This window comes from Micromonospora sp. WMMD1219, assembly GCF_049315215.1.
Classification (GTDB): domain Bacteria; phylum Actinomycetota; class Actinomycetes; order Mycobacteriales; family Micromonosporaceae; genus Micromonospora; species Micromonospora tulbaghiae.
In genome coordinates this window covers 4,812,517-4,834,746 of record NZ_CP186057.1, presented here as the reverse complement: position 1 = coordinate 4,834,746, position 22,230 = coordinate 4,812,517, and the positions used below count along the sequence as shown (strand labels likewise).

Sequence of the window (22,230 nt, the reverse complement as noted above, 5' to 3'; positions counted from 1 at the left end):
TCGCGCCGCACGGATTGCCACACGGTCGCGCCGGCGGCGTCTACCAGGCGTCAACCGGGCCCCATCGCGGCACAAACATGGTGACGCTGCGTTGACGCAAGCTGTGCGTGAGCTATGCGAAGATCGCCTTCCGGTTTCCGGGTCGGCGACACTTATTCGCAGATCACGGCCGTGTTACGGCTCCGCAGCGGACAGTCAGGTGGCCGACCGACCGTTGACTGAGAGTAACAGGCATTGATATTCTCCGTCTCGGTCAGCCCGGCCACGGCGGAGGTTCCCGACCGTGGCGGAGGCGTTCCGACACCGGCGTCGCGGGCGACGGTCCGGGCAACGCAAACGGTCGGGACGAGGGTTCCGGTGCTGGGGGGTGCGCCGTGGCGGGTGGATCGAGAATGCCGACGGCGGGCGAACCCGCCCCACGGGTGTCACTGCACCTGCTCGGCGGCTTCCAACTGCTGCACGACGACACTCCGGTGGTCGTACCCCGGGGCTTGCAGCGCGTCATCGCGCTGATCGGCCTGCGCCCGGCCGCGACCCGCAGCCACCTCGCCGGGCTGCTGTGGCCGGAGACGCCGGAGGAGCGGGCACTGTCGTCGCTGCGGACCGCGCTGTGGCGGCTGCGGCAGGACCCGTGCTGCCCGCTGCGCACCGACGGCGACACCGTCCGGCTCGGACCCACCGTCCGCCTCGACGTGGACGACCTGGTGGAGACCGCGGCGCTGGTCCGCGAGGGCGCCGTCCCGCGCGGCGCCGCCGGCGCCGGCCGGCACGACCTGCTCCCCGGCTGGTACGACGACTGGGTGCTGCTGGAACGCGAACGGCTGCGCCAGCTACGCCTGCACATGCTCGAGGAGCTCGCCGGCAACCACCTCACCGCCGGGCGGCACGGCGAGGCGCTGGAGGCCGCGCTGGAGGCGATGGCCGCCGAACCGCTGCGGGAGACCCCGCACCGCCTGGTGGTCCGCATCCACCTGGCCGAGGGCAACGCGTTCGAGGCGGTCCACTCCTTCTACGTCTACCGCGATCTGCTCCTGCGCGAGCTGCGCCTGGAACCGTCCCCGGCGATGACCGCGCTGCTCGACGAGACGCTCGCGCCGATCCGCCGGGCCAGCCGCCCGGACCCGCCGCCGCGGCGCCGCACGGACCGGACCGCCAAACCGGCGCCGCGCGCCCCCACCGCACCGCCGCCACCACCATCAATGCCCCGGGGTACGCGGTGACGGCGAGGTGACAGCGCGACCGGCACGGTGAGGCCAGCACCACGGCGGCGAGAGGGGTCACGATGAGTCGACTGTTGGTGGTCAGCCGGATCGTGCCGGGCGCACAGGGACGGGTGGCGCAGATCTTCGCCGAGGCCGACGCCACCGAACTGCCGCACCTCACCGGCGTCCGGCACCGGTCGCTGTACTACCTGCACGACCTGTGCGTCCATCTGATGGAGACCGTCGACGTCGCCCCCGGGCTGACCGCGGAACTGCGCGACAACCCGCTCTACGAGCAGGTGAACAAGCGGCTCTCCGCGCACACCTCCCCGTACCTGCCGACCTGGCACTCCCCCCGCGACGCGGTGGCCGGCTGCTTCTACAGCTGGGACGCCGCCGACGCGCCTGCGCCCGACCGGATCCACTGACCGGCCACGGGCGACGGACGGGACGCCCCGGAACCACGCACGGCACCCAGGTTCCGGGGCGTCTCCCTGCCCCGCGAAGCCGCTCGATCCCGGCTTCCGGCACACGCTCGGTCATCCTCCGGGCACCGGCCGACACCGCCGGTCCCACCGCCGCGGCCCGGCCCCGGGCTGCCTGTCGTGCGCCGCGCGCGTGTGCGAAGCTGCCCCGAGTCTTTCGCCACCGTCGTGCACGTACATAGAAGGAGGTTGGCCATGCCGTCGAGCTTCGGGCAGTGGCTGTTCGTGATACTGGCCCTGCTCATCGGATTCGGCGCCGGCTGGTTCGTCGTCGGCCGCCGCCGGTCCGGCACCCCGGCTACGCCCACGGTGGAGACCACCCCCGCGGTGACCGCCACCGTCGACGAGCCGCGCCCGGTCGCGGTGGTCGACGAGCCCCCGGCGACCGCCACGGTGGCCGAGCAGCCCGCGCCCACCGAGACGGCGACCACCGAGCCGGCCGTCGCCACCGCCGCCCGTGCCGCCGACGAGCCGGAGGCGTCGCCGGTCGTCGCCGAGCCGGTGTCGTCCCCTGCCGTGTCCGAGCCCGCCGCCCCGGCCTCCACCGATGTGGACGAGCCGGCCGCTTCTCCGGCGCTCGTCGTCGAGTCGGAGCCCTTCGCGGCGGAACCGGAGCGCGCCCCCGTCGTCGTTCCGGCGCAGTCGACGCCCACCGACGAGCCGGCGGTGGCGGCGACGCCGTCGCCTGCTGATTCGGCTGCTGCCGAGGCGGCTGCCGCGGAGGCGGCGCCCTCGCCGGTCGAGGCCGCCGAGTCGGTCGAGTCGGTCGAGCCCGCCAAGACGGTCGAGCCGGTCGACGCCGCCGCGACGGTCGAGCCGGTCGGGGCCGCCACGACGCCCGAGCCGGTCGACGCCGCCGCGACGGCCGAGACCGCAGAGACGGTGGAGACCACCGAGCCCGTCGAGCCCGTCGTCGCCGCGCCGGCCGTCGTGCCCGCGCCGCGGGCCTCGGCCGAGAACGACGTGGCTGCGGACGCGGCCGGGGACACCGCGGACGACTTCCGGCGGATCCAGGGCATCGGGCCGAAGCTGGCCGCCGCCCTCCAGGACGCCGGGATCCGCACCTACCGGCAGCTCGCCGAGCTGGACGAGGCCGCGCTGCGGCAGACCGTGAAGGCCGCCGGCCTGCGCTCCGCGCCGGGCCTCGCCACCTGGCCGCAGCAGGCCAAGGTGCTGGCGGGTGCCCCCGCCGACGCCGAGCGGGTGCTCCCGGCCGGCGCCGAGTAGACACTCCTCCACATTCCGGGCCGGTGGTGACGATGGTCGCCACCGGCCCGTTGCCTTTCCCTCATACCGCCACCTCCCCGCTCTCGCGGCCCGCCCCGCCAGTACGCCGAAGTGGTGACATCAGCACCCCGCCGACCCCGCCACAACCCCGAACTGGCGGCCGCTCCCACCACTGCCATCGCCATCCCGGGCCGGTATGTCGGAAAAGTGACCGCGGGCGGGCGGGCATGACTACCGTCGGTGAAGGGCCGGGACGGCCCGCCGCGCGTACCGCCACCCGCAGGAGCGTCTCGTGCCCACCGCAGCGCCGGATCCCGCCGGCCGGCGACCGCCGGTCCGCGATCCGGAGGCGCCGCGCCGGGTGACGCTGCTCGAACTCTTCTTCGACCTGGTGTACGTGGTCGCGCTCGCGTTGATCTCGCGCAACCTGGTCGGGTCGGTGACCTGGGAGCGGGCCGCCGAGTCGCTGATCATGCTGATGGCGATCTGGTGGACCTGGGCGATCACCACGCTGGTCACCGACATCTACGATCCGCAGCGCACCGAGATCAAGCTGCTGATCGTGGCGGTGATGTTCGGCGCGCTGCTGATGACCACCGCCATCCCGGAGGCGTTCGGCGCCCGCGGGCTGGTGTTCGGCGGGACGTACGTGGCGATCCATCTCGGACGCGGGCTGTTCCTCATGCCCGCCGTACGGCGACATCCCGAGAGCAATCGCCGGGCACTGCGTATCTTCAGCTGGTTCGCCGTGTCGGCGGTGCCCTGGTTGGTCGGCGCGCTGGCGGCACACGGCACCGCCCGGCTGTGGTTCTGGGCCGGCGCCCTGGCCATCGACTACCTGGGGTTCCGGCTGGCGTACCCGGTCCCCGGCCTGGGCGCGGTGCCGGAGTCCCAGCGCAACGTGACGGCCGAGCACCTGTCCGAGCGGTACCAGCAGTTCTTCATCATCGCGCTCGGCGACGCCGTGCTGGTCGCCGGCACCGTGTTCAGCCTGCACCACTCCGAGGTGGAGAACCTGGCCGCCTTCGCCACCGCGTTCGCCACCACGCTGCTGCTCTGGCGCGTCTACGTGCACAAGTCCGGTGAGCTGCTGCCGCACGCCATCGCCCGGGCCGCCCAGCCGAGCCGGTTCCTCAACACCGCGCCGTACACCCATCTGCTGATGGTGGCCGGGGTGGTGACCACCGCGGCGGGCTTCGACCTGGTCCTGCTGGAGCCGACCGGCCACACGCCGCCGGCCTGGCTGGCGGTGATCCTCGGCGGGCCGGCGCTGTTCCTGACCGGCCGGGGCGCCTTCGAGTACGAGGTGTTCAGCCGCGTCTCGCGGTCCCGGCCGGGCGGCGTGCTGGCGCTGCTCACGATCGCGCCGGCCGGGTTGTTCCTCCCGACGGTCTACGCCTCGGCCGGGGCGATGCTGGTGCTGGCCGGGGTGGCGTTCGCCGACTACCGCCGCAGCCGTGGCCGCCCGCCCGAGGAGCCGATGCCACCGCACTGACGTAATCGGAATCGGCCGTGCCGGCACCGGTGCGCCGTTTGGCGGATCACCCGCACGGGGTACATGGCCTCCACCTCGAATCCACCACAACCCCAGTGGAGGCAACTGATGCGCGGCACCTCGATAGTCGGCGTCCTGGTCGTCATCTGGCTCATCATCGGCGCCATCGCCGCGGGTCAGCGCGGCTACTACGGCAACGACGAAACCAACTGCGCGGAGGCGGGCACGATCCTGGTCACCATCGTGGCCGGCCCGCTGAACTACATCGGCGCCAACCCGAAGGTGGACTGCAAGCTCCCCGAGCCGTCGAAGTAGGCGTCACCCCCGTACTCCCCTCCCGGCCCGCGCCCGCCTGGCGAGCGCGGGCCGTTCCGTGCCCGGGCGCGGTGCGTCATCACCTCTACGGCGTCCTAGGAGGCTGGGTTTCGGGGGGTTTGCCCGCGGAAACGGTGGGAACGGCAGCGGTTCGCCGACGACGGAACGGAGAACCGGGCATGCGGATCGGCTACAAGCTCGCCTCGGAGGCGTTCGGGCCCCAGGAACTCATCCGGCAGGCGGTACGCGCCGAGGAGGCCGGCTTCGACTTCGTCGAGATGAGCGACCACTACCACCCCTGGCTGGAGGTGCAGGGCCACTCCTGCTTCACCTGGAGCGCGCTCGGCGCGATCGCCGCCCGGACCACCACCCTCGGCCTCGCCACCGGCGTCACCTGCCCGTCGGTCCGCTACCACCCGGCGATCGTCGCCCAGGCCGCCGCCACCATGGCGCTGATCTCCGACGGGCGGTTCACGCTCGGGGTGGGCGCCGGCGAGCGGCTCAACGAACACGTCATCGGGCAGGGGTTCCCCAGTGTCCGAGGGCGGCACGAGCGGCTGCGCGAGGCGTTGGAGATCATCCGGCTGCTCTGGCAGGGCGGCTACCGCTCGTACGACGGCCGGCACCTGAAGCTGGAGGACGCCCGCATCTGGGACCTGCCCGACCAGCCGCCGGTGATCGCCGTGGCCGCCAGTGGCCGGGAGTCGGCCGGTCTGGCGGCCGAGCTGGGCACCGGCCTGTTCGCCACCGAGCCGAAGTCGTCGATCGTCGACCAGTACCGCAACGCCGGCGGCGGGGGTCCGCGCTACGCCGAGGTGCCGATGGCCTGGGCCGCCGACGAGGAGTCGGCGGTACGCGCGGCGAAGGAGACCAGCCGCTGGGCGATCACCGGCTGGAAGGTGATGAGCGAGCTGCCCAACCCGGTGAACTTCGACGCCGCCACCGCCTGGGTCGAGGACCACCACATCCGGCAGCAGTTCTCCGTCGGCCCGGACGCCACGCCGCACGTGGAGAAGGCGCGCACGTACGTCGAGGCCGGCTTCGACCACATCGTGCTGCAGAACGCCGGGCCGGACCCGGACGGGTTCCTGGACTTCTGCGCCCGCGACCTGCTCGCCCGGGTCCGCGCCCTCGGCTAGTCCCCCGTGCCCGGCCGGCCCTCGCGCTCAGCCGGTCCCCGTGCCCGGCCGGCCCTCGGGCCTCAGCCGCCGACGTGGATGCCGGGGCGGCGGGTCGGGTCCGGCTCGGACTTGCGGATGATCTCCCGCACCACGGGCGGGGTGTCGCCCCGGCCGAGGATGAGGTAGCGCAGCAGGTGCGCGATCGGGTTCCCCTCCGACCACTCGAAGTGGCAGTGCGGGCGTACGCCGGTGGCGTCGCGCAGCGCCAGCAGGATCGCGGCTATCGCGTTCGGCGCGGCCGGGCTGCTGGCGCGCAGGATCCGGTATCCGCCGGACTCCACCCCGTGCACCCGCAGCACCTGGCTGAACTGGGACGGGTCGCTCACGTCGATCTCCAGGAACAGCACGTCGGCGGCGCCCGGCACCGGGTTCATCGACCGTTGCGCCCGCTCCTTGACCCGGTACTCCTTGACCGACCCGCGCTGCCGCTTGTTGGCGATCAGGTGCAGCCGCCCGTCCCGGGCGACCGACTCGTCGACGAAGCGGCGGGCCGCCTCGTCGAACTCGATCCGCTCGGCGCGCAGTTCGGTGGTCCGGGTGACCCGGGAGATCAGCGACACCGCGATGATCCCGGCGATGAAGAACCCGGAGATGGTGATGCCGTCGGGCTTCTCCACCACGTTCTCCACCAGCGCGTACAGCAGCACGGCGGTGAGCAGCGCGAAGCCGGCCGCGGCGGCGCGGCTGCGGGCCCGCAGCGCCGCGATGGTCACCGCTATCGCGCCGGAGACCATCATCGCGAGGATGCCGGTGGCGTACGCGCCGGCCTGGGCGTTCACGTCGGCGGAGAAGGCGATCGTGATGGCGATGCTGACCGCGGTGTAGACCAGCACCACCGGGCGCACCGCCCGCCCCCACTCCGGCGCCATGCCGTACGACGGCAGGTAGCGGGGCACGATGTTGATCAGCCCGGCCATCGCCGACGCGCCGGCGAACCAGAGGATGAGCACGCTGCTGATGTCGTAGACGGTGCCGAACGCCTCGCCGAGGTGCTCGTGGGCGAGGAACGCCAGCGCCCGGCCGTTCGCCGGACCGCCCGGGTCGAACGCCTCGGGCGGGATCAGCACTGTGGTCACGAACGTGGTGGCGATCAGGTACACCGACATGATCAGCGCGGCGGCGGTGAGCAGCCGGCGGGTGTTGCGGATCCGGGCGTCGAGCCGCCGCTCCGGGTCGTCGCCCTCGCCCCGCACCAGCGGCATCATGCTCACCCCGGTCTCGAACCCGGACAGGCCGAGCACCAGCAGCGGGAACGCGAGCACGCTCGTGGCCAGGACGTCGCCGGGCCCGCCGGCGTCGGCCAGCCGGCCGGTCCAGTCACCGAGCAGCCCCGGGTCGGCGACGACCTCGGCCACCCCGGCGACCACCACCACCGCGTTCAACGCGAGGAACACCGCCACCAGCGGGATGGCGACCTGCACGGCCTCGCTGAACCCGAGCAGGAACACGCCGCCGAGCACCAGCAGCAGCGCCACGGTGACCAGCACCGCCGCGGTGTCGCCGTGCGGGAACGACGCGGGCAGCACCGGGTTCTCCAGCAGGTGCACGCTGGCGTCGGCGGCGGACAGCGTGATCGTGATGATCCACGAGGTGGCGACGAAGCCGAGCAGCACCAGCACGAAGACCTTGCCGCGCCAGAACGGCAGCAGCCGCTCCAGCATGGCCACCGAGCCCTGCCCGTGCGGGCTCTCGCGGGCCACCCGGCGGTACATCGGCAGCATCCCGAGCAGGGTGAGCGCCACGATCAGCAGCGTGGCCAGCGGGCTGAGCGCGCCGGCCGCCACGGCGGCGATGCCGGGCAGGTAGGACAGCGTGGAGAAGTAGTCGACGCCGGTCAGGCACATCACCTGCCACCACGGGTGGGACCGGGTCTGGTGCTCGCGGACCTCCGGGCCGACCGGCTCGACCCGGTGCGCGAACAACCACCGGTGCAGCCGGCCCGCCGGGCGCGCCGGCCGCGTCGGGGCCGCCACCCGTTCCGGCAGCTCCGGCACGGCGCGGCCGGACCGCTCGGCGTGGTCGCCGTGCCGGCCGGCCCGGGCCGCCGCGGCCGCGTGCGCCTCCCGGCGCCGCTCCCGCGTACGCCTGGGCTGCTCCGCGTCCCCCGCCTGCCCCATCTGCTCCCCTTCGTCCCTATGAAGACGGTAGGGGTTGTCCCGGGCGCGGCCCGGCCGAACCGGTCAAAGATCCGGTCCGCGGGCGAGCGCGTCGCGCACCGCCGCCGGGTCGGCCACTGTCACGGTGACCGCCGGATGCCGCAGCCACGGGCCGGGCACCAGCGCCGGAACCGGTTCGGCGAAGCGCAGGCAGACGCCGCCGGCCACGCTGGCGCCGAAGCTCACCCCGCCGTCGGCCGCCGACAGGTGCGGGCCGATCGCCCGCCACCAGCGGTACGGCCCGCTCAGCTCGGCCCCGGTCACGTTGTCCGGCGTGGTGCGCAGCAGCCACGGACCGAACCGGACGACGAGCGCGTCCGGACCCCAGTCCAGCCAGGCCGTGGCGGGCCGTACGCCGAGCAGCGCCAGCGGCAGCCGGAACGCCGGGTCGAAGCGGAACGGGAAGCGGCGGACCGGGCCCGGCGGGAGCGCCCCGGGGCCGGCCGGTTCGTCTCGCGGCACGGCGACGACGTACCCGGTGCGGCGGGCGCGACACCCGCGGGCGGCGTTCCCGCGTCCCGCGCCCGGAGCGCGGGACGCGGGAACCCCCCGTCCCGGCTACTGCAGGAACGCCCCGAGGGGTGACAGCAGCAGCCGGCCGAGCAGCGCGGCGTTGTCGTCCAGCCGCGTCCGCTCACACTCGCGGGCGTCCGGGTCGTGCCGGCAGCGCCAGATCTTCTGCGCGTTGCGCCAGGCCACGTTCCGGGTGTACTCCACCAGTTCGCCCTGGTACCAGTCGTCGATGTCGCCGTTGACCATGTCGATCATGAGTTGCCAGTTGTCCAGGTAGCCGCGGCGCAGCTCCGGGATCCGCTCGGCGAAGATCTTGTTGATCTCCAGGTAGTCGCGGTGCTGGTCGCTGCCGTCGATCGGCTCGGACTCCAGGCTGTCGAACGTGGTCACCAGCGCGAACGGCAGGTCGTAGTTGATGTGCGCGTTGACGCCCGCGGCGGCCGACGGCAGCGGCCGGGCGTCCGGGCCGCGCATCCGCTTGAACAGGCACGACCACGCCTTCGGGGTGCTCGGGCTGGAGTCGGTCCAGAACCGCAGCGCCTCGAAGTAGCGGGCCGCGAACTCCACGTCCAGCCGGGCCAGGAACGCCGGGTCGCAGAACCGGTCGTCGTACAGGCCGTCGAGCACGGTGCTGGTGATGACCAGGTAGAGCTTGTTGAAGTCGGCGAGCGGGCAGCTCTCCTCCAGCGGCGGCAGCCGGACCAGCAGATCCTGCAGCTTGGTCAGATGGTCCACGACCGCCGGCACGTCGGCGGGGTGGTCGGCCAGCAACCCGACGATGTCCTGGTGCACAGGCCCCCAGACCGGTTCGGTCATCTCTCCTCCACAACGGCCGGCGCCCCCACGACGCCACCACCGGCGTTCCGCGGGACAGCCTGCCAGCCGCCGTCCACACCGCGGATCCGTCGAACGACGTATTGCCGGCGTACGCCTACTCCGCGCCGTTGCGCAGGAAGATGGCGCTGGCCTGCACGCGCGTGCGGACCTGGAGCTTGTCGAAGATGTGCGAGACGTGGACGCCGATGGTCCGCTCGCTGATGAACAGCCGCTGGCCGATCTCCCGGTTGGTCAGGCCCTCCGCGACCGCGGCGAGCACCTCCCGCTCCCGCGCGGTGAGCGTCGCCAGCTCGTCCACCGCCGGCCCGGCGGGCGCCGCCGCCCGCTGCCGGGGCACCGGCGCGGGGTCCGGTGCGGCGTCCAGGGTCACCCGGGCCCGCGAGGCGATGGTACGGATCTCCGCGGTCAGCGGCACCGCGCCGAGCGACTGGGCCATCGCGTACGCCCGGTGCAGCAGCTTGCCCGCGGTGGCCACCCGGCTGCGGCGGGCCAGCAGCGCCTCGGCCTGCCGCAACCGCGAGTACGCGGCCGGGTAGGGGTGGTTACGCCGGTCCCACTCGAGCGCGGAGCGCTCCCACAGCGCCGGGTCGCCCCGTCCGTCGTCGAGCCGGCTCAGCTCGGCGTCGCAGAGCGCGAGGAACCCCTCGGCGACGTACCGCACCGGCGCGCCCGCCTTGGCGCTCTTGCCGGTCACCCGGTCGACCACCTCGCGCAGCCGGCGTACCGCGTTCGGGTCCACCTCGATCGTGCGGCTGGCCGCCGCCTCGGCCTCCGCCCGCAGCCCGTGCCAGGCCAGCGTGGCCAGCACGATCACGTCGTCGGAGCGGCTCTCGGTCAGGCCCCGCTGCACCGCCTGCCGGGCCAGGTCGTGCCGGCCCTGCCACATGGCCAGGCCGGCCCGCAGGATGAGCATCGGCAGCACGTGCCGGGCACCGCCACCGGCCAGCACCGTCGCGACCGCCTCCAGGTCGCGGTCGGACGCCTCGACGTCGCCGTACCCGACGGAGAGCCGGCACCGGGCCAGCAGCAGCTCGACCGCGTCGGCCCCGGAGGGGCGGTGCCGCAGCGCGGCCGCGACGACCTTCTCCGCCTCGGCCCACTGCCCCACCCGGAACAGCCCGTTCGTGGCCACCGCCAGCAGCCGGGTCTCCCAGGTGCGGCCGAGCCCCAGCTCGGCGACCCGGTCGGCGCCTCGGCGGGCCACCACCACACCCTCCTCGAGGATGTTCAGCGGCCCGGTGAGCAGCTCGGCCAGGTGCAGGTACGCGCAGGCCACGTCCTCCGGCCGGCCGGACCGCTCGGCGGTGTCCAGCGCCTGGCGCATCACCGCCAGCCCGGCGGCCGGATCCTCCAGGAACGCCTCGCTGAACCCGAGCGCGGCGCTGGCCATCACCACCTCGGAGGTGGTGCCGGGAACGTCGGCGGCGAGCGCGAGGGCCTCCCGGGCCTGGTCGCCGGCCTCGGCGTAGCGGCCCAGGTGCAGCAGCAGCTCGGCCAGCCGGGCGGCGGCGGTGCACCGCTCCTGTGGCGTGCAGTCGGGCGAGTCCAGCACCCGCCGGTACTCCTGCTCCGCCGGGGCCGACCGGCCGGCCGCGGCCAGGTAGCGGGCCCGGCGGATGCGCAGCGCGCAGACCGGCGGGCCGGACGGGTCGTCGGCCAGCTCCTCCAGCAGCGTGAGGGCGCGGGCGTGCTCACCGCTGTGGTGCGCGGCCTCGGCGGCGTGGCTGAGCAGCTCGGCCCGGTCCACCTCGACCGGCTCGGGCCGCGCCCCGTCGGGCAGGACGGCGGCCGGTTCGGTGGCCAGGGTCAGCGCCGCGGACCAGTGGCGGTGCGCCTCGGCGTACCCGTGCAGCCGTTCCGCCTCGCGGGCGGCGGCCATCGCGGCGGGCAGCGCCCGGGCCGGCTCGCCCGCGTGCCGCCAGTGGTGGGCCAGCCGGGCCTGGTGCAGCTCGGCCGGTACGGCGGTGAGCGCCTCGGCGTAGCGGCGGTGCAGCGCGGCCCGCTCGGCGGGCAGCAGCTCGTGGGCCAGGACCTCGGCGACCAGCCGGTGCCGCAGCCGGTAGCCGTCGTCGGCGCCGACCAGAAGGCGGTGCGCGACCGCCTCGCGGACCGCGTCGAGCAGCTCCTCCTCGGGCAGCCGCACTACCTGGGCCAGCAGCCAGTGCTCGACCGGCTCGACGCCCACCGCCACCGCGTGCACCACGGCGTGCGCCGGCTGGGGCAGCGCGTCGACCCGGTCGAGGAACACCTCGCGCAGCGTGTCGGAGAGACCGTCGCGGCCGTCGCGCCGGTCGCGGGCCAGTTCCTCCACCACGAACGGGTTGCCGCCGCTGCGCTGCCAGAGCTGGTCGGCGGCGTCCGGCGGCAGCGGCGCGCCGACCACGGCCGTGGCCAGTTCGTCGGTGGCGGACCGGTCCAGCGGCATCAGGTCGATCACCCGCACCGAGCGCAGCCGGCGCAGCTCGGTGAGCACCCGGCGCAGCGGGTGCGCGCCGCGCAGCGACTCGGCCCGGATCGCGGCCAGCACGGAGAGCTGGAGGTCGCCGAGGCCGGCCAGCAGGTAGAGCAGGAGCTGCCGGGTGCTGCGGTCGACCCACTGCAGATCGTCGAGGACGAGCACCAGCGGCCGTCCGCCGGCCACCACGTGCAGGCCCTGGGCGACGCGTTCCAGCAGCGCGCCCGCGCCGTCCGGGCCGGGGGTCTCCTCGTCGAAGACCTGCAACACGCCGCGGATCGCCGAGGTGGTGCGCGCCTGCGCCTGCTCGGCGTCGAGCCGGCGCAACGCCTGCCGTACCGGGTGCAGCGGCGAGGCGTCTCCGATGTCGAGGCAGGTGCCGGTGAGCACCAGGGCGCCGGTCTGCCGCAACTGCTCGCCGACCTCGGTCAGCAGGCGGGTCTTGCCCACCCCGCTCTCTCCGGTGAGGAACACCGCGCCGGTCTGCCCGGGCCGCAGGTCGTCGTAGAGCGCCGACCGCAGCGTCGCCATGGTCCCGGTACGGCCGACGAGAGGTGCCGTGTCCACGTCGCTGGCCATGGGACGCAGCCTAGTCACAGGTCCCCGCACCGTTCTACGGCCTCGGGGCCGGACCGGTACCTCTCGCGTCGACTACACGACTAATGGTTGCGGGTGCCCGACATACGTCGTCCTACAGATCCCCCGAGAACCCGGTGGTGAAAGTCTGCTGAGGTCGTCGGGCACCACGATCGGGAAAGGGTGGGTGCGATGTTGATCACCACGCCCGCAGGGAGTCGGAAAGCCGTCATCGCGGCGTGCCGGCCCGTGCCCGAGGAACGACGCACCGTGACCGTCCTCTTCGTCGACATCGTCGGCTCCACCCGGCTGGTCGAGCGGCTCGACCCGGAGGACGTACGCGCGTTGCAGCGCGCCTACTTCGGCACCGTCGCCTCGGTGCTGCGCCGCTGGCGGGGCGTGGTGGAGAAGTACGTCGGCGACGCGGTCATGGCGCTGTTCGGCGCGTCCGGTTCGGACGGCCTCGACGCGTACCGGGCGGTGCGGGCCGGGCTGGAAATCCAGGCCGCGCTGGAGCGGCGGCGGCTGGGCGGCGTCCGGCTGCGCGTGCGGGTCGGCGTGGCGACCGGCGAGGTGCTGCTCGACCTGGCCGGGGTCCGCGACGGCGGCCACGGTGCGGCCAGCGGCGCGGTGATCACCACGGCGGCCCGCCTCCAGGAACACGCGCCGCCGGGCGGGGTCGTGGTCTGCCCGGAAACCCGCAGCGCGGTGGCCGGGCTGGTCGAACAGCGTCCACTCGCCACCCTGACGCTCGCCGGCAAGGCGCTCCCGCTGGACGTGTGGCGGGTGACCGGGGCGGCCGGGAGCAGGCCGGCCCGGCACCGCGTCCCGCTCGTGGGCCGCCGCCGCGAACTGGCCGGCGCGGCCGACGAGGTGACCCGGGCGCTGCGCGAGCGGCGTCCCCGGTGGATCTCACTGGTCGGCCCGCCGGGCAGCGGCCGCAGCCGGCTGCTGCACGAGGTGACCCGGGCCGTGTCGCACGTGGACGGCGTGCCGGTGCGCCGCCGGGTGACGGCCTGCCCGCCGTACCCGTGCGGGGAGCTGGCCCCGCTGGCCGACCTGGTCCGTCCCCGGCCGGACGGGACTGTCGTCGGCGGGCCGGGCGGCGTGCTCGCCGCGTTCCTCGCCGCGCCGGACGACGACACGGTGGCGGCCCGCGCCGTGGTCGCCTGCCGCGAGGTGCTGCTCGGCCTGGCCGCCGACGCGCCGGTGGTGATCGCGGTGGACGACCTGGACCGGGCCGCCCCGGCGCTGCGCCGGTTCCTGCACCAGCTCCACGTGGCGGCGGCCGAGCGGGAACTGCCGCTGGCGGTGGTCACCACGTGCGGCTCCGGCTCGGCCGACCCGTTGCCCGCACCGGCGCGGCGGATCCCGGTGGAGCCGCTGGGCCCGCTGGACACCGGGCGGCTGCTGCGGCACCTGCTCGACCGCGCCGGGCGGCCGGCCGCGCTCGCCGCGCGGCTGCTTCCGCTGGCCGGCGGCAGTCCGGCGGTCGCGACCGCGTACGCGTCGGCGGATCCGGCCGGCGAGCCGGGTGGCGTACCCGCCGTCGCGCGCCGCCTGGTGGACGCCCGGCTGGACCGGCTCGACGGTACGCACCGTGCGGTCCTGCTGGCCGGTGCCGCCCGGGGTGGCCCGGTCGTGGCCGCCGTGGTGGAGGCGATGCTCGGCTGGCCCGCCGGCCGGGCCGAGCCGGTGCTGCGGGCACTGGCCGCGGCGGGGCTGGTACGCCCGGTCACGGCCGGCGGCTGGGCGATCGACGCGCTGGTGGCGCGGGTGGCCGCGCTGCGGCTGTCCCGTGCGGTACGCGCGGACTTCGCCCGCCGCCTGCGCGCCGCGAAGGACACCGCTGCCGGCCGCGTGCCGGGAGCGGGAACCGGCGTCCCGTCCCGGGGCGCCGGCGAGCGGGAGGTCTGCCCGCTCGGGGCGGGACGGTCGCGCCGGTCGGGTGGAGGGGCCCGACCGGCGCCCGTCCCGCCGGACCGGCTCGATCGCTCCGACGCGCTCCACCCGGTGCCCGGGCAGCCGGACCAGGCCGGCGCGCTCCGGGCGGTGCCTGGGCAGCCGGTGCGTGCCGGACCGGCGGCCGCCGGTCCGGCACGGATCATCCCGGGTGTCACGGTGTGGCCCGGGCAGCGGACCGGGCCGTCGTCCACAGTCGCGGCGTGGCCCGGGCAGCGGACCGGGCCGTCACCTGTGGTCACGGCATGGCGGGAACGGCGGACCGGTCCGCCCGGGCGGGTGGGCCGGAACCGGCGAAGAACCGAGCCCGGCGGGCACGCGCTCGGGCTGGCGGCATGACGTCCGGGTCGGAGCGGGCACGGGGCCACTCCGGCCCGGGACGTCATCCGACAGCGCGTGTCGGCGGGCCGGGTCGGCTGGTCGCGCTTGTCGGCGAGCCCGGCTGGCCGGTCGCGCGTCTCAGCGGGCCGGCGCGGCGGCCTGCGGGTCCGTCGGCTGGTCGCGGGCGATGGTGCGGCTGCGGCCGCGGAACTCGGCCACCACCTCGTCGCCCCGCCGCACCGTCACGTCGTAGATGCCGCTGCGGCCGTGCCGGACCCGCTCGGTGGCGTACGCCTCCAGCAGGTCGCCCTCGCGTACCGGGCGCAGGAAGCTGATCTCGCCGCCGGCCGCCACGGTGGCCGGACCGTGGCTGTTGCAGGCCAGCGCGAACGCGGTGTCGGCGAGCAGGAACACGAATCCACCGTGCCCGATCGCGTGCCCGTTGAGCATCGCCGGGGTGACCCGCATCCGGGCCACCGCCGCGCCGTCGCCGGCCGAGACGAGTTCGATGCCGAGCCCCTTGGACGCCACGTCGGCGTCGAACATGTCGTGCGCCGCGGTGCGACCGCCGTCACCGGCCATGTCAGGACTCCCGCCGCTGGTCGACGATGCGGCGCATCTTGCCCATCGAGCGTTCCACCCCGTCCGGCTCGATCACCCGTACCGCCACGGACACCCCGATCGTGTTCTTGACCTGCTCGACCAGCGTCGCGCCGGCCCGCTCGGCCTCGTCCGCGGCGGCGCCCGCGCGCCGCTCCACGTGGACGGTGAGCGTGTCGAGCCGGCCCCGCCGGTCGAGCACGCACTGGAAGTGCGGCGACAGGGCCGGGGTACGCAGGATCAGCTCCTCGATCTGGGTCGGGAAGACGTTCACCCCCCGGACGATCATCATGTCGTCGGTACGCCCGGTGATCTTCTCGATCCGCCGCATCGGGCGGGCGGTGCCGGGCAGCAGCCGGGTCAGGTCGCGGGTGCGGTAGCGGACCACCGGCATGGCCTCCTTGGTCAGCGAGGTCAGCACCAGCTCACCCCGCTCCCCGTCGGGCAGCACCTCCCCGGTGACCGGGTCGATGATCTCCGGATAGAAGTGGTCCTCCCAGAGGTGCAGGCCGTCCTTGGTCTCCACGCACTCGACCGCCACACCCGGCCCCATCACCTCGGACAGGCCGTAGATGTCGAGCGCGTGCATGTCCAGGCGCTGCTCCAGCTCGCGGCGCATGTCCTCGGTCCACGGCTCGGCCCCGAAGATCCCCACCCGCAGCGAGGTGGCGCGCGGGTCGACGCCCTGACGTTCCATCTCGTCGACGATGGCCAGCATGTAGCTCGGCGTCACCATGACGACCTCCGGTTCGAGGTCGCGGATCAGCATCACCTGGCGCTCGGTCATGCCGCCGGAGACCGGGACGACCGTACAGCCCAGCTCCTCGGCGCCGTAGTGGGCGCCGAGGCCGCCGGTGAACAGCCCGTAGCCGTACGCGACGTGCACCCGGTCGCCGCGGCGGCCCCCGGCGGCCCGGATCGAGCGGGCCATCAGCTTCGCCCAGGTGTCCAGGTCGGCGCGGGTGTAGCCGACCACAGTGGGACGGCCGGTGGTGCCGGAGGAGGCGTGCAGCCGGGCGACCCGCTCGCGGGGCACCGCGAACATGCCGAACGGGTAGTTCTCCCGCAGCTCCGCCTTGGTGGTGAACGGGAAGCGGGCCAGGCCGGCCAGTTCACGCAGGTCGGCCGGGTGCGCGCCGGCGTCGTCGAACGCGCGCCGGTAGTGGGGCACGTTGTCGTACGCGTGCCGCAGCGAGTGCCGCAGCCGGTCCAGTTGCAGCGCGCGCAGCTCGTCGACGCCGATCCGCTCGACGGGATCCAGCTCGTCCGGACGGGGCGTGCGCTCCTCCACGGTGACCTCCTGGCACGAGGGGCCCCGGACGCCGCCGCGCCGGGCGCTGCCGCCCACCGTACGCCCGCCCCTCCCTCCTCCCCTCCTCTCCCCTCCTCTCCCCCGCGATCTTGCACTTGCCGCCCCTCGGGTGCCGCGGATGTCCGGTATGCCGGGGCCGAACCTGCAAGATCGACGAGGGCGGGAGCGGGCGGGGCGAGGGCGAGGGCGGGCGGGGCGGGGCGGGGCGGGGTTATGCTCTCGGTGGCGGTGGGGCCCGCCGTTCCGGCGGGTGCCGGGAGAACCGCGACGTCGCCAACGGTCCCTGCCAGTGACGAGTCCTGGTGGGAGGTGCCGTGTCCGATCCCCGCGTCGATCCGGACGTCGACCTGCGCGTACCGGCGGACCGGGCGGAACTGCCCGCGCACCCGGCGGCGGTGCTCGGCGTGATCGCCGCCGGCGGTGTGCTCGGCGCGCTGGCCCGGGCCGGCGCCCAGGCCGCCGTGCCGCACCAGCCCGGCGGCTTCCCCTGGGCCACGTTCGCCGTCAACGTCACCGGCTGCCTGCTCATCGGCGTGCTGATGGCGGTGCTCGCTGCCCGCCGGGCCCACCCGCTGACCCGGCCGTTCCTCGGCGTCGGCGGGCTCGGCGGGTTCACCACGTTCTCCGCGTACGCGGTCGACGCGCAGCGGCTGCTGACCGACGGCGCGGCCGGTACGGCGGGCGCCTACCTGGCCGCGACGGTGCTCGCCGCGCTGGCGGCGGTCGCGGCCGGGGACGCGGTCACCGCCCGGCTGCTGCGCGCCCGGAACGGGAGCCGACGATGACCGTCGCGCTGCTGCGCGCCCGGCACGGGGCGGACCGATGACGGTCCTGCTGATCGCACTCGGCGCCGCGATCGGCGCGCCGCTGCGCTACCTGACCGACCGGGCGGTGCAGGCCCGGCACGGCTCGCCGTTCCCGTGGGGCACGCTCACCGTCAACCTGGCCGGGTCGGTGCTGCTCGGCGGGCTGCTCGCGGCGCCCGTCGGCCCGGCCGTGACCGCGCTGGTCGGCACCGGCTTCTGCGGCGCGCTGACCACCTGGTCCACGCTCAGCTACGAGACGTTTCGCCTGGCCCGCACCGGCGAGCGCCGCCTCGCGTACGCGAATGTGGCGCTCAGTGTGGTCGCGGGGCTCGGTGCGGCGTTCCTGGGCTACGCGGTCGTCACCACGCTGACCGGCTGACCGGCGCCGGTCAGCGGGCCCGGCGCTCCGGGTGGGCCCGGTTCCACGCCCGCATCCGCTCCGGGTAGCCGGTGCGGGCCGCCTCGTACAGCGGCACCGCGTGCTTCTGGGCGATCCTGCCGGCGACCCGGGGCGAGCCGGTACGGCGGCGGATCCACTCGCCGTCGTGCGCGATGGCGACGACTGTGGTGTCGGTGGCGGTGGTCTCCGGTTCCAGGTAGAACTCGACCCCGCTCCGGCTGGTGACGAACGCCTCCAGTTGCGCCAGGTCCTCCTTGGTCGCCTCGCGGTCGAGCTTCGTGGGCGTCGTCGGGTCGGCGGCCCGGCGGCTGAACCAGCCCATGCCCGCCTCCTCTCCTCGCGTTCGCTCCAGTGCAGCACGCCCGTCTGGCAGGCGGCTGGGAGCGCGGTGGGAGTCGGCTGGGCCGGCTCAGCCGACCTTCGCCGCCGGGGCGCCGGCCTGCGCGTCGGGCGCGGCGGCGCGTTCTCGCAGCACCGGCACCAGCGCGAGCGTGGGCAGCAGGAGCAGCGGCACCACGCCGAGCGCGGACAGCACGCCGAAGTGGTCGCCGAGGAAGCCGAGCAGCGGCGGGCCGGCGAGGAAGGCGGTGTAGCCGATCACGGCCACCACGCTCACCCGGGCCGCGGCCCTGTCCTCGTCGTCGGCGGCGGCGCTCATCCCGACCGGGAAGCCGAGCGACGCGCCGATGCCCCACAGCGCCACGCCGGCCACGGCGAGCGGGCCGGACCCGGCCAGCACGGCGAGCGCGGCGCCGGCCGACGCCGTCGCGATGGTCGCGTACAGCACCGGCACCCGCCCCCACCTGTCGATGGCGACGGTGCCGACGGTGCGGCCGAGCGTCATGCCCACCACGAACACGCCGAACACGGCGGCGCCGACGGCCTCGTCGACCCCGTACCCGTCGACGAACGCCACCGCGAGCCAGTCGTTGGCGCTGCCCTCGGTGAACGCCATGACCAGCACGAGCAACCCGATCAGCAGGGTGCGGGGCTCGCGCCAGGCGGCCAGCAGCGCCCGCCGCCGGGCCGCCGGCTCCCCGTCGCCGGCCCCCTCGGCCGGTGCGGCGAGGAACGCCCGGGCGCCGACCAGCGTGCCGGCCAGGACCAGCACGGACAGGACCGGCAGGTGCGCCCCGACGGGTACGTCCAGCCGGGCGGCGCCGGCGCCCAGCCCGGCCCCGGCCACCGAGCCGAGACTCCAGGCGGCGTGGAACCGGGGCAGGATGGTGTAGCCGAGGCGCTTCTCCACCGCGGCACCCTCGACGTTCATCGCCACGTCGCACATGCCGGAGCCGAAGCCGAACGCGGCGAGCCCGAACCCGACGCCGACGACCGATCCGGCCAGGCTGGCGGCGAGACCGGCGCCGGTCAGGCCGAGCGAGACGAGCACCACCGACACGGCCACCGTGCGCGCGGGCCCGAGCCGCTGGGTGACCAGACCGGCGGTCGGCATGGCCAGCAGCGAGCCCGCCGACACGCAGAGCAGCAGCAGCCCGAGCCGGCTCGGGCTGAGGTCGAGCGCCTCGCGGGCCGCCGGGACGCGGGAGAACCAGCTCGCCACCGCGAGCCCGTTGAGGGCGAAGACGACGGCGACGCCGTTGCGGGCGGTCAGCACCGCCCGGGGCGCCGGTGGCCGCTTCCCGGCCGGTGCGTCGATGGTGCTGCTCACGGTGTGGTGATCCCTTCCCCCGTCTGATCCCGACGACAATCGCACACCTGAGAGCGCTTCCACCACAAGCGCCGTTATGGCTTCGCCCATCCGCGCCGGAGCAGGCATGATGCGGGCATGGGTACGCCGACCGCACGTCCCGCCACGCTCGACGACGTGGCCCGCGACGCCGGGGTGTCCCGGGCCACCGCCTCCCGGGTGCTCGGCGGCTACGGGTTCACCTCGGTGGACGCCCGTGCCCGGGTGCGGGCCGCCGCCGAGCGCCTCGACTACGTACCGGACCTCGCGGCCCGGGCGCTGGTGCGCGGGGCCGGGGTACGCCTGGTGGTGGCGGTGGTGGGCCGCGACGACACCGTGCTGGACGACCCGTACGTGCACCGGGTGGTGAGCGCGGCGTCACGGGTGTGCGCGCCGCACGGCGTCGGCGTGGCGCTGGAGTGGCTGCCGCTGGCCGACCCGTCGGGGCTGGCCCGGCTCGGCGCGGACCGGGGCGTGTGCGGGGTCGTCCTGGTCAACACGACCCAGGCGGCGCTGGACGCGGTGCCGCCGAGGCTGCGCGGTCGCGTCGTCTCGATCGGCCAGGGCTCGCCGACGGTGCCGTCGTTCGACGTCGACAACGCCGGTGGCGCGGGCGAGGTGCTGCGTCACCTGTACGCCACCGGCCGGCGCCGCATCGTCATGGTCACCGGTCCGCGCTGGCTGAGCTGCGCCGAGCGGTCGGTCACCACGTACCGGGAGCTGATGCGAGAGTCGGGATCGCCGGAGCGGCTGGTCACCGGCGACTTCACCACGGCACAGGGCGGCCGGGCGGCGCTGGAGGCGCTGCGCCGGTGGCCGGACGCCGACGCCGTCTACGCGGCCAGCGACGCCACCGCCTTCGGCGTGATCGCGGCGTTGCGCGGGCGCGGCGTGCGGGTGCCGCACGACGTGGCGGTGGCCGGGTTCGACGACCTGCCGTACGCGGCGATCAGCAGCCCGCCGCTGACCACCGCGACCCACCCGGTCGACCGGATCGCCGCCGCCGCGGCCACGGCCGTGCTGACGCGCGCGCCGGCCGCCCCGAGCACCGCGTTCCCGTCGACGCTGGTCACCCGGGAGAGCGCCTGACCGGCCACTCGGCCCGGTCCCGTCCGGGCCGGCCGGCCCTGGATGTCTCCCTGGCGCCGTCCGCTAATGGAGGGCGGGGAAGGGAGTTCCGATGCGGCGGTGGCGACCCACCAGATGGATGTACCGGGGCGGCCGGCCGAACCGGCTGGCCCGGATGATGAACGCGCTGTCGGCCTGGCAGTACGGCGCCGGCCTCGCCCCGCGGCACTGGGTGACCATGGAGGTGCCGGGCCGCCGCACCGGCCGGACCGTCTCGGTGCCGATCGTGGTCGCCGACCTCGACGGCGAGCGGTACGTCGTGTCGATGCTGGGCGATCGGGCCAACTGGGTGGCGAACGTGCGCGCCGCGGGCGGGCGGGTCGTGCTGCGCCGTCGCGGCCGCGAGCCGGTCCGGCTGGTCGAGGTGCCGGTGGCGCAGCGGCCACCGGTCCTGCGCCGGCACCTGGCGCTCGCCCCTGGTGCCCGGGCGCACGTGCCGGTGGACCGGCACGCCCCGCTCGCCGACTTCGCCCGGGTCGCCGCCGGTGTTCCGGTGTTCCGGATCGTGCCGGCGGACACCCGGTGAAAAGGCTCGGGCACAAAACTCCAGAATATCGAGCGCGACGGTTTCCGCGGGTCGGCCGAATGGGAGAGACGGCCGGTAAGATCGGCGACACGAAGGCGGCTGATCGCTGACTGTCGCGCCCGGCGCGGGCGCTCACACTTGCCGCATGAATACGAGACTCCGCCGCAGCCGGGCATTCGGCCTCGCGGTGTGTCTCGCCCTCGTGGCGATATTGAGCGGCTGCATGCAGCTCAACCTCGGGCTGACCGTGAACGACGACGACACGGTCTCCGGTCAGCTCCTGCTCACCGCGCCGAAGTCCGTGCTCAAGCAGCGGAACCCGGACCCGGCGGTGGCGTTCGCCGAACTGCGGCCGAACATTCCCTCACTTCCACCCGGGGCGGAGACCCGGTACGAGGACGCCACCTCGTACGGCATTCAGATCACGTACCGGAAAACGCCACTGGCGCAATTCACGAGTGAAAGCGTGAATCTTGTTCGGGACGAAGATCTCTATCGCTTCTCGCTCCCGCTGGACCCGAAGAAATACGGCGGCAAGTTCGGCCAGCAGGATCCGCGCCAGCAGCAGGCGTTCATGACCTTGATGGAGTTCGAGATCTCGGTGACGTTCCCCGGCCGGGTGCTCGACACCAACGGCACGATCACCGGGCGTTCGGTCAGCTGGAAGGTGGTCGCCAACCAGCCGAAGCCGGCCGAGTTGCGTGCCGTCGCCCAGGCGCCCCCGCCGCCCGCCACCAGCCCGGCCGCGGTGGTGACCGGGAACGGTTCCTTCCCCTGGCTGCCGGTCGTCGCCGGCGTGGTCGTCCTGCTGCTGGTCGTCGCCGTCGCGGTGGTGCTGCTGTTGCGGCGGCGTTCCCGCGGAGCCGCTCCACCCGCGGCGACGCCCACCGGTCCGGCCCCGGCCGGCACCGGCGCTCCGCCCGCACCCGGCGCCCCGGCCGCGCCCGCACCGCCCGCCGGTCCGCCGGCCTGAGCCCGGCCGGACCCCTCCGACCACCGACGGCGCCCGCGCCGGCGGCCCACCACACACCGGGCGGACCCCGGGG

At 74.9% G+C, this 22,230-nt stretch carries 20 protein-coding genes; 12 read left to right on the top strand and 8 right to left on the bottom strand.

All coding sequences use genetic code 11. The annotated features are described in order from the left end of the window. The first annotated feature begins 374 nt into the window (after positions 1–374). The 6 genes from ACN27C_RS22510 (at position 375) to ACN27C_RS22485 (ending at position 5,863) form a co-directional block, all read left to right on the top strand. Positions 375–1,220, top strand: a complete 846-nt coding sequence (locus ACN27C_RS22510; protein ID WP_244933330.1) for an AfsR/SARP family transcriptional regulator — start codon at positions 375–377, stop codon at positions 1,218–1,220. A gap of 62 nt (positions 1,221–1,282) precedes the next feature. Then, positions 1,283–1,630 carry a TcmI family type II polyketide cyclase gene (locus tag ACN27C_RS22505; RefSeq protein WP_091417709.1) on the top strand — a complete coding sequence of 116 codons (348 nt, stop codon included), beginning with the start codon at positions 1,283–1,285 and terminating at the stop codon, positions 1,628–1,630. Between the two features lie 252 nt (positions 1,631–1,882). After that, positions 1,883–2,914 carry a helix-hairpin-helix domain-containing protein gene (locus ACN27C_RS22500; RefSeq protein ID WP_422747946.1) on the top strand — a complete coding sequence of 344 codons (1,032 nt, stop codon included), beginning with the start codon at positions 1,883–1,885 and terminating at the stop codon, positions 2,912–2,914. Positions 2,915–3,206: 292 nt separating this feature from the next. Then, a complete protein-coding gene (locus ACN27C_RS22495; RefSeq protein ID WP_422747944.1) occupies positions 3,207–4,409 on the top strand; it encodes a low temperature requirement protein A in 1,203 nt (400 codons plus the stop codon). A 108-nt stretch (positions 4,410–4,517) separates the two neighbouring features. After that, complete coding sequence (locus ACN27C_RS22490; protein ID WP_013286658.1) at positions 4,518–4,724, top strand: hypothetical protein; 207 nt, start codon at positions 4,518–4,520, stop codon at positions 4,722–4,724. A gap of 179 nt (positions 4,725–4,903) precedes the next feature. After that, the gene (locus ACN27C_RS22485) at positions 4,904–5,863 is read left to right on the top strand and encodes a TIGR03557 family F420-dependent LLM class oxidoreductase (protein ID WP_350815845.1); all 960 of its coding nucleotides are present in this window, start codon (positions 4,904–4,906) and stop codon (positions 5,861–5,863) included. 62 nt (positions 5,864–5,925) lie between these two features. Here ACN27C_RS22485 and ACN27C_RS22480 read toward each other — a convergent pair whose 3' ends face one another. From ACN27C_RS22480 to ACN27C_RS22465, 4 genes are all read right to left on the bottom strand, one after another. Continuing rightward, positions 5,926–8,022, bottom strand: a complete 2,097-nt coding sequence (locus ACN27C_RS22480; protein WP_357089356.1) for an amino acid transporter — start codon at positions 8,020–8,022, stop codon at positions 5,926–5,928. A gap of 63 nt (positions 8,023–8,085) precedes the next feature. Next, entirely contained in the window at positions 8,086–8,523 is a 438-nt protein-coding gene (locus ACN27C_RS22475; protein ID WP_252449196.1) for a hypothetical protein, read from the bottom strand. 96 nt (positions 8,524–8,619) lie between these two features. After that, complete coding sequence (locus ACN27C_RS22470) at positions 8,620–9,390, bottom strand: DUF5995 family protein (RefSeq protein ID WP_013286663.1); 771 nt, start codon at positions 9,388–9,390, stop codon at positions 8,620–8,622. A gap of 115 nt (positions 9,391–9,505) precedes the next feature. After that, a complete protein-coding gene (locus ACN27C_RS22465; protein WP_422747940.1) occupies positions 9,506–12,445 on the bottom strand; it encodes a helix-turn-helix transcriptional regulator in 2,940 nt (979 codons plus the stop codon). Positions 12,446–12,634: 189 nt separating this feature from the next. Between ACN27C_RS22465 and ACN27C_RS22460 the strand changes: the two genes are divergently transcribed. Further along, positions 12,635–14,743 (top strand): adenylate/guanylate cyclase domain-containing protein, encoded by a 2,109-nt coding sequence (locus ACN27C_RS22460; RefSeq protein WP_422747938.1) that lies wholly within the window; start codon positions 12,635–12,637, stop codon positions 14,741–14,743. A gap of 120 nt (positions 14,744–14,863) precedes the next feature. Here ACN27C_RS22460 and paaI read toward each other — a convergent pair whose 3' ends face one another. Further along, on the bottom strand, positions 14,864–15,307 hold the full coding sequence (gene paaI / locus ACN27C_RS22455; protein WP_421500945.1) for a hydroxyphenylacetyl-CoA thioesterase PaaI: 444 nt from the start codon (positions 15,305–15,307) through the stop codon (positions 14,864–14,866). A gap of 1 nt (position 15,308) precedes the next feature. Continuing rightward, positions 15,309–16,616: a phenylacetate--CoA ligase PaaK gene (gene paaK, locus ACN27C_RS22450; protein WP_422747935.1), complete on the bottom strand. Its 1,308-nt coding sequence runs from the start codon at positions 16,614–16,616 to the stop codon at positions 15,309–15,311. 323 nt (positions 16,617–16,939) lie between these two features. Here paaK and ACN27C_RS22445 point away from each other — a divergent pair, with 323 nt between their 5' ends. Both ACN27C_RS22445 and ACN27C_RS22440 read left to right on the top strand, forming a co-directional pair. Beyond that, positions 16,940–17,422 carry a FluC/FEX family fluoride channel gene (locus tag ACN27C_RS22445; RefSeq protein WP_252449201.1) on the top strand — a complete coding sequence of 161 codons (483 nt, stop codon included), beginning with the start codon at positions 16,940–16,942 and terminating at the stop codon, positions 17,420–17,422. 37 nt (positions 17,423–17,459) lie between these two features. Beyond that, positions 17,460–17,822 carry a fluoride efflux transporter FluC gene (locus tag ACN27C_RS22440; RefSeq protein ID WP_252449202.1) on the top strand — a complete coding sequence of 121 codons (363 nt, stop codon included), beginning with the start codon at positions 17,460–17,462 and terminating at the stop codon, positions 17,820–17,822. A 10-nt stretch (positions 17,823–17,832) separates the two neighbouring features. On the opposite strand, the gene ACN27C_RS22435 is transcribed toward ACN27C_RS22440, so the two are convergent. Both ACN27C_RS22435 and ACN27C_RS22430 read right to left on the bottom strand, forming a co-directional pair. Beyond that, the gene (locus ACN27C_RS22435) at positions 17,833–18,165 is read right to left on the bottom strand and encodes a hypothetical protein (RefSeq protein WP_210895159.1); all 333 of its coding nucleotides are present in this window, start codon (positions 18,163–18,165) and stop codon (positions 17,833–17,835) included. 87 nt (positions 18,166–18,252) lie between these two features. Next, positions 18,253–19,512, bottom strand: coding sequence for an MFS transporter (locus ACN27C_RS22430; protein ID WP_422747932.1), 1,260 nt, complete (start codon positions 19,510–19,512; stop codon positions 18,253–18,255). Positions 19,513–19,629: 117 nt separating this feature from the next. On the opposite strand from ACN27C_RS22430, the gene ACN27C_RS22425 reads away from it, so the two are divergent. From ACN27C_RS22425 to ACN27C_RS22415, 3 genes are all read left to right on the top strand, one after another. After that, complete coding sequence (locus ACN27C_RS22425; protein ID WP_120569609.1) at positions 19,630–20,619, top strand: LacI family DNA-binding transcriptional regulator; 990 nt, start codon at positions 19,630–19,632, stop codon at positions 20,617–20,619. A gap of 91 nt (positions 20,620–20,710) precedes the next feature. Further along, positions 20,711–21,184 (top strand): nitroreductase family deazaflavin-dependent oxidoreductase, encoded by a 474-nt coding sequence (locus tag ACN27C_RS22420; RefSeq protein ID WP_358171806.1) that lies wholly within the window; start codon positions 20,711–20,713, stop codon positions 21,182–21,184. 145 nt (positions 21,185–21,329) lie between these two features. After that, entirely contained in the window at positions 21,330–22,157 is an 828-nt protein-coding gene (locus ACN27C_RS22415) for an LppM family (lipo)protein (RefSeq protein WP_422747930.1), read from the top strand. Positions 22,158–22,230: the final 73 nt, after the last annotated feature.

Bases quoted from the DNA above. Each gene is read 5' to 3' on its own strand.
- ACN27C_RS22490 (WP_013286658.1), top strand. From the start codon at position 4,518: ATGCGCGGCACCTCGATAGTCGGCGTCCTGGTCGTCATCTGGCTCATC.
- ACN27C_RS22460 (WP_422747938.1), top strand. From the start codon at position 12,635: ATGTTGATCACCACGCCCGCAGGGAGTCGGAAAGCCGTCATCGCGGCG.
- ACN27C_RS22480 (WP_357089356.1), bottom strand. From the start codon at position 8,022: ATGGGGCAGGCGGGGGACGCGGAGCAGCCCAGGCGTACGCGGGAGCGG.
- ACN27C_RS22500 (WP_422747946.1), top strand. From the start codon at position 1,883: ATGCCGTCGAGCTTCGGGCAGTGGCTGTTCGTGATACTGGCCCTGCTC.
- ACN27C_RS22415 (WP_422747930.1), top strand. From the start codon at position 21,330: ATGAATACGAGACTCCGCCGCAGCCGGGCATTCGGCCTCGCGGTGTGT.
- ACN27C_RS22465 (WP_422747940.1), bottom strand. From the start codon at position 12,445: ATGGCCAGCGACGTGGACACGGCACCTCTCGTCGGCCGTACCGGGACC.
- ACN27C_RS22425 (WP_120569609.1), top strand. From the start codon at position 19,630: ATGGGTACGCCGACCGCACGTCCCGCCACGCTCGACGACGTGGCCCGC.
- ACN27C_RS22420 (WP_358171806.1), top strand. From the start codon at position 20,711: ATGCGGCGGTGGCGACCCACCAGATGGATGTACCGGGGCGGCCGGCCG.
- ACN27C_RS22470 (WP_013286663.1), bottom strand. From the start codon at position 9,390: ATGACCGAACCGGTCTGGGGGCCTGTGCACCAGGACATCGTCGGGTTG.
- ACN27C_RS22435 (WP_210895159.1), bottom strand. From the start codon at position 18,165: ATGGGCTGGTTCAGCCGCCGGGCCGCCGACCCGACGACGCCCACGAAG.
- paaI (WP_421500945.1), bottom strand. From the start codon at position 15,307: ATGGCCGGTGACGGCGGTCGCACCGCGGCGCACGACATGTTCGACGCC.
- ACN27C_RS22440 (WP_252449202.1), top strand. From the start codon at position 17,460: ATGACGGTCCTGCTGATCGCACTCGGCGCCGCGATCGGCGCGCCGCTG.
- ACN27C_RS22505 (WP_091417709.1), top strand. From the start codon at position 1,283: ATGAGTCGACTGTTGGTGGTCAGCCGGATCGTGCCGGGCGCACAGGGA.
- ACN27C_RS22485 (WP_350815845.1), top strand. From the start codon at position 4,904: ATGCGGATCGGCTACAAGCTCGCCTCGGAGGCGTTCGGGCCCCAGGAA.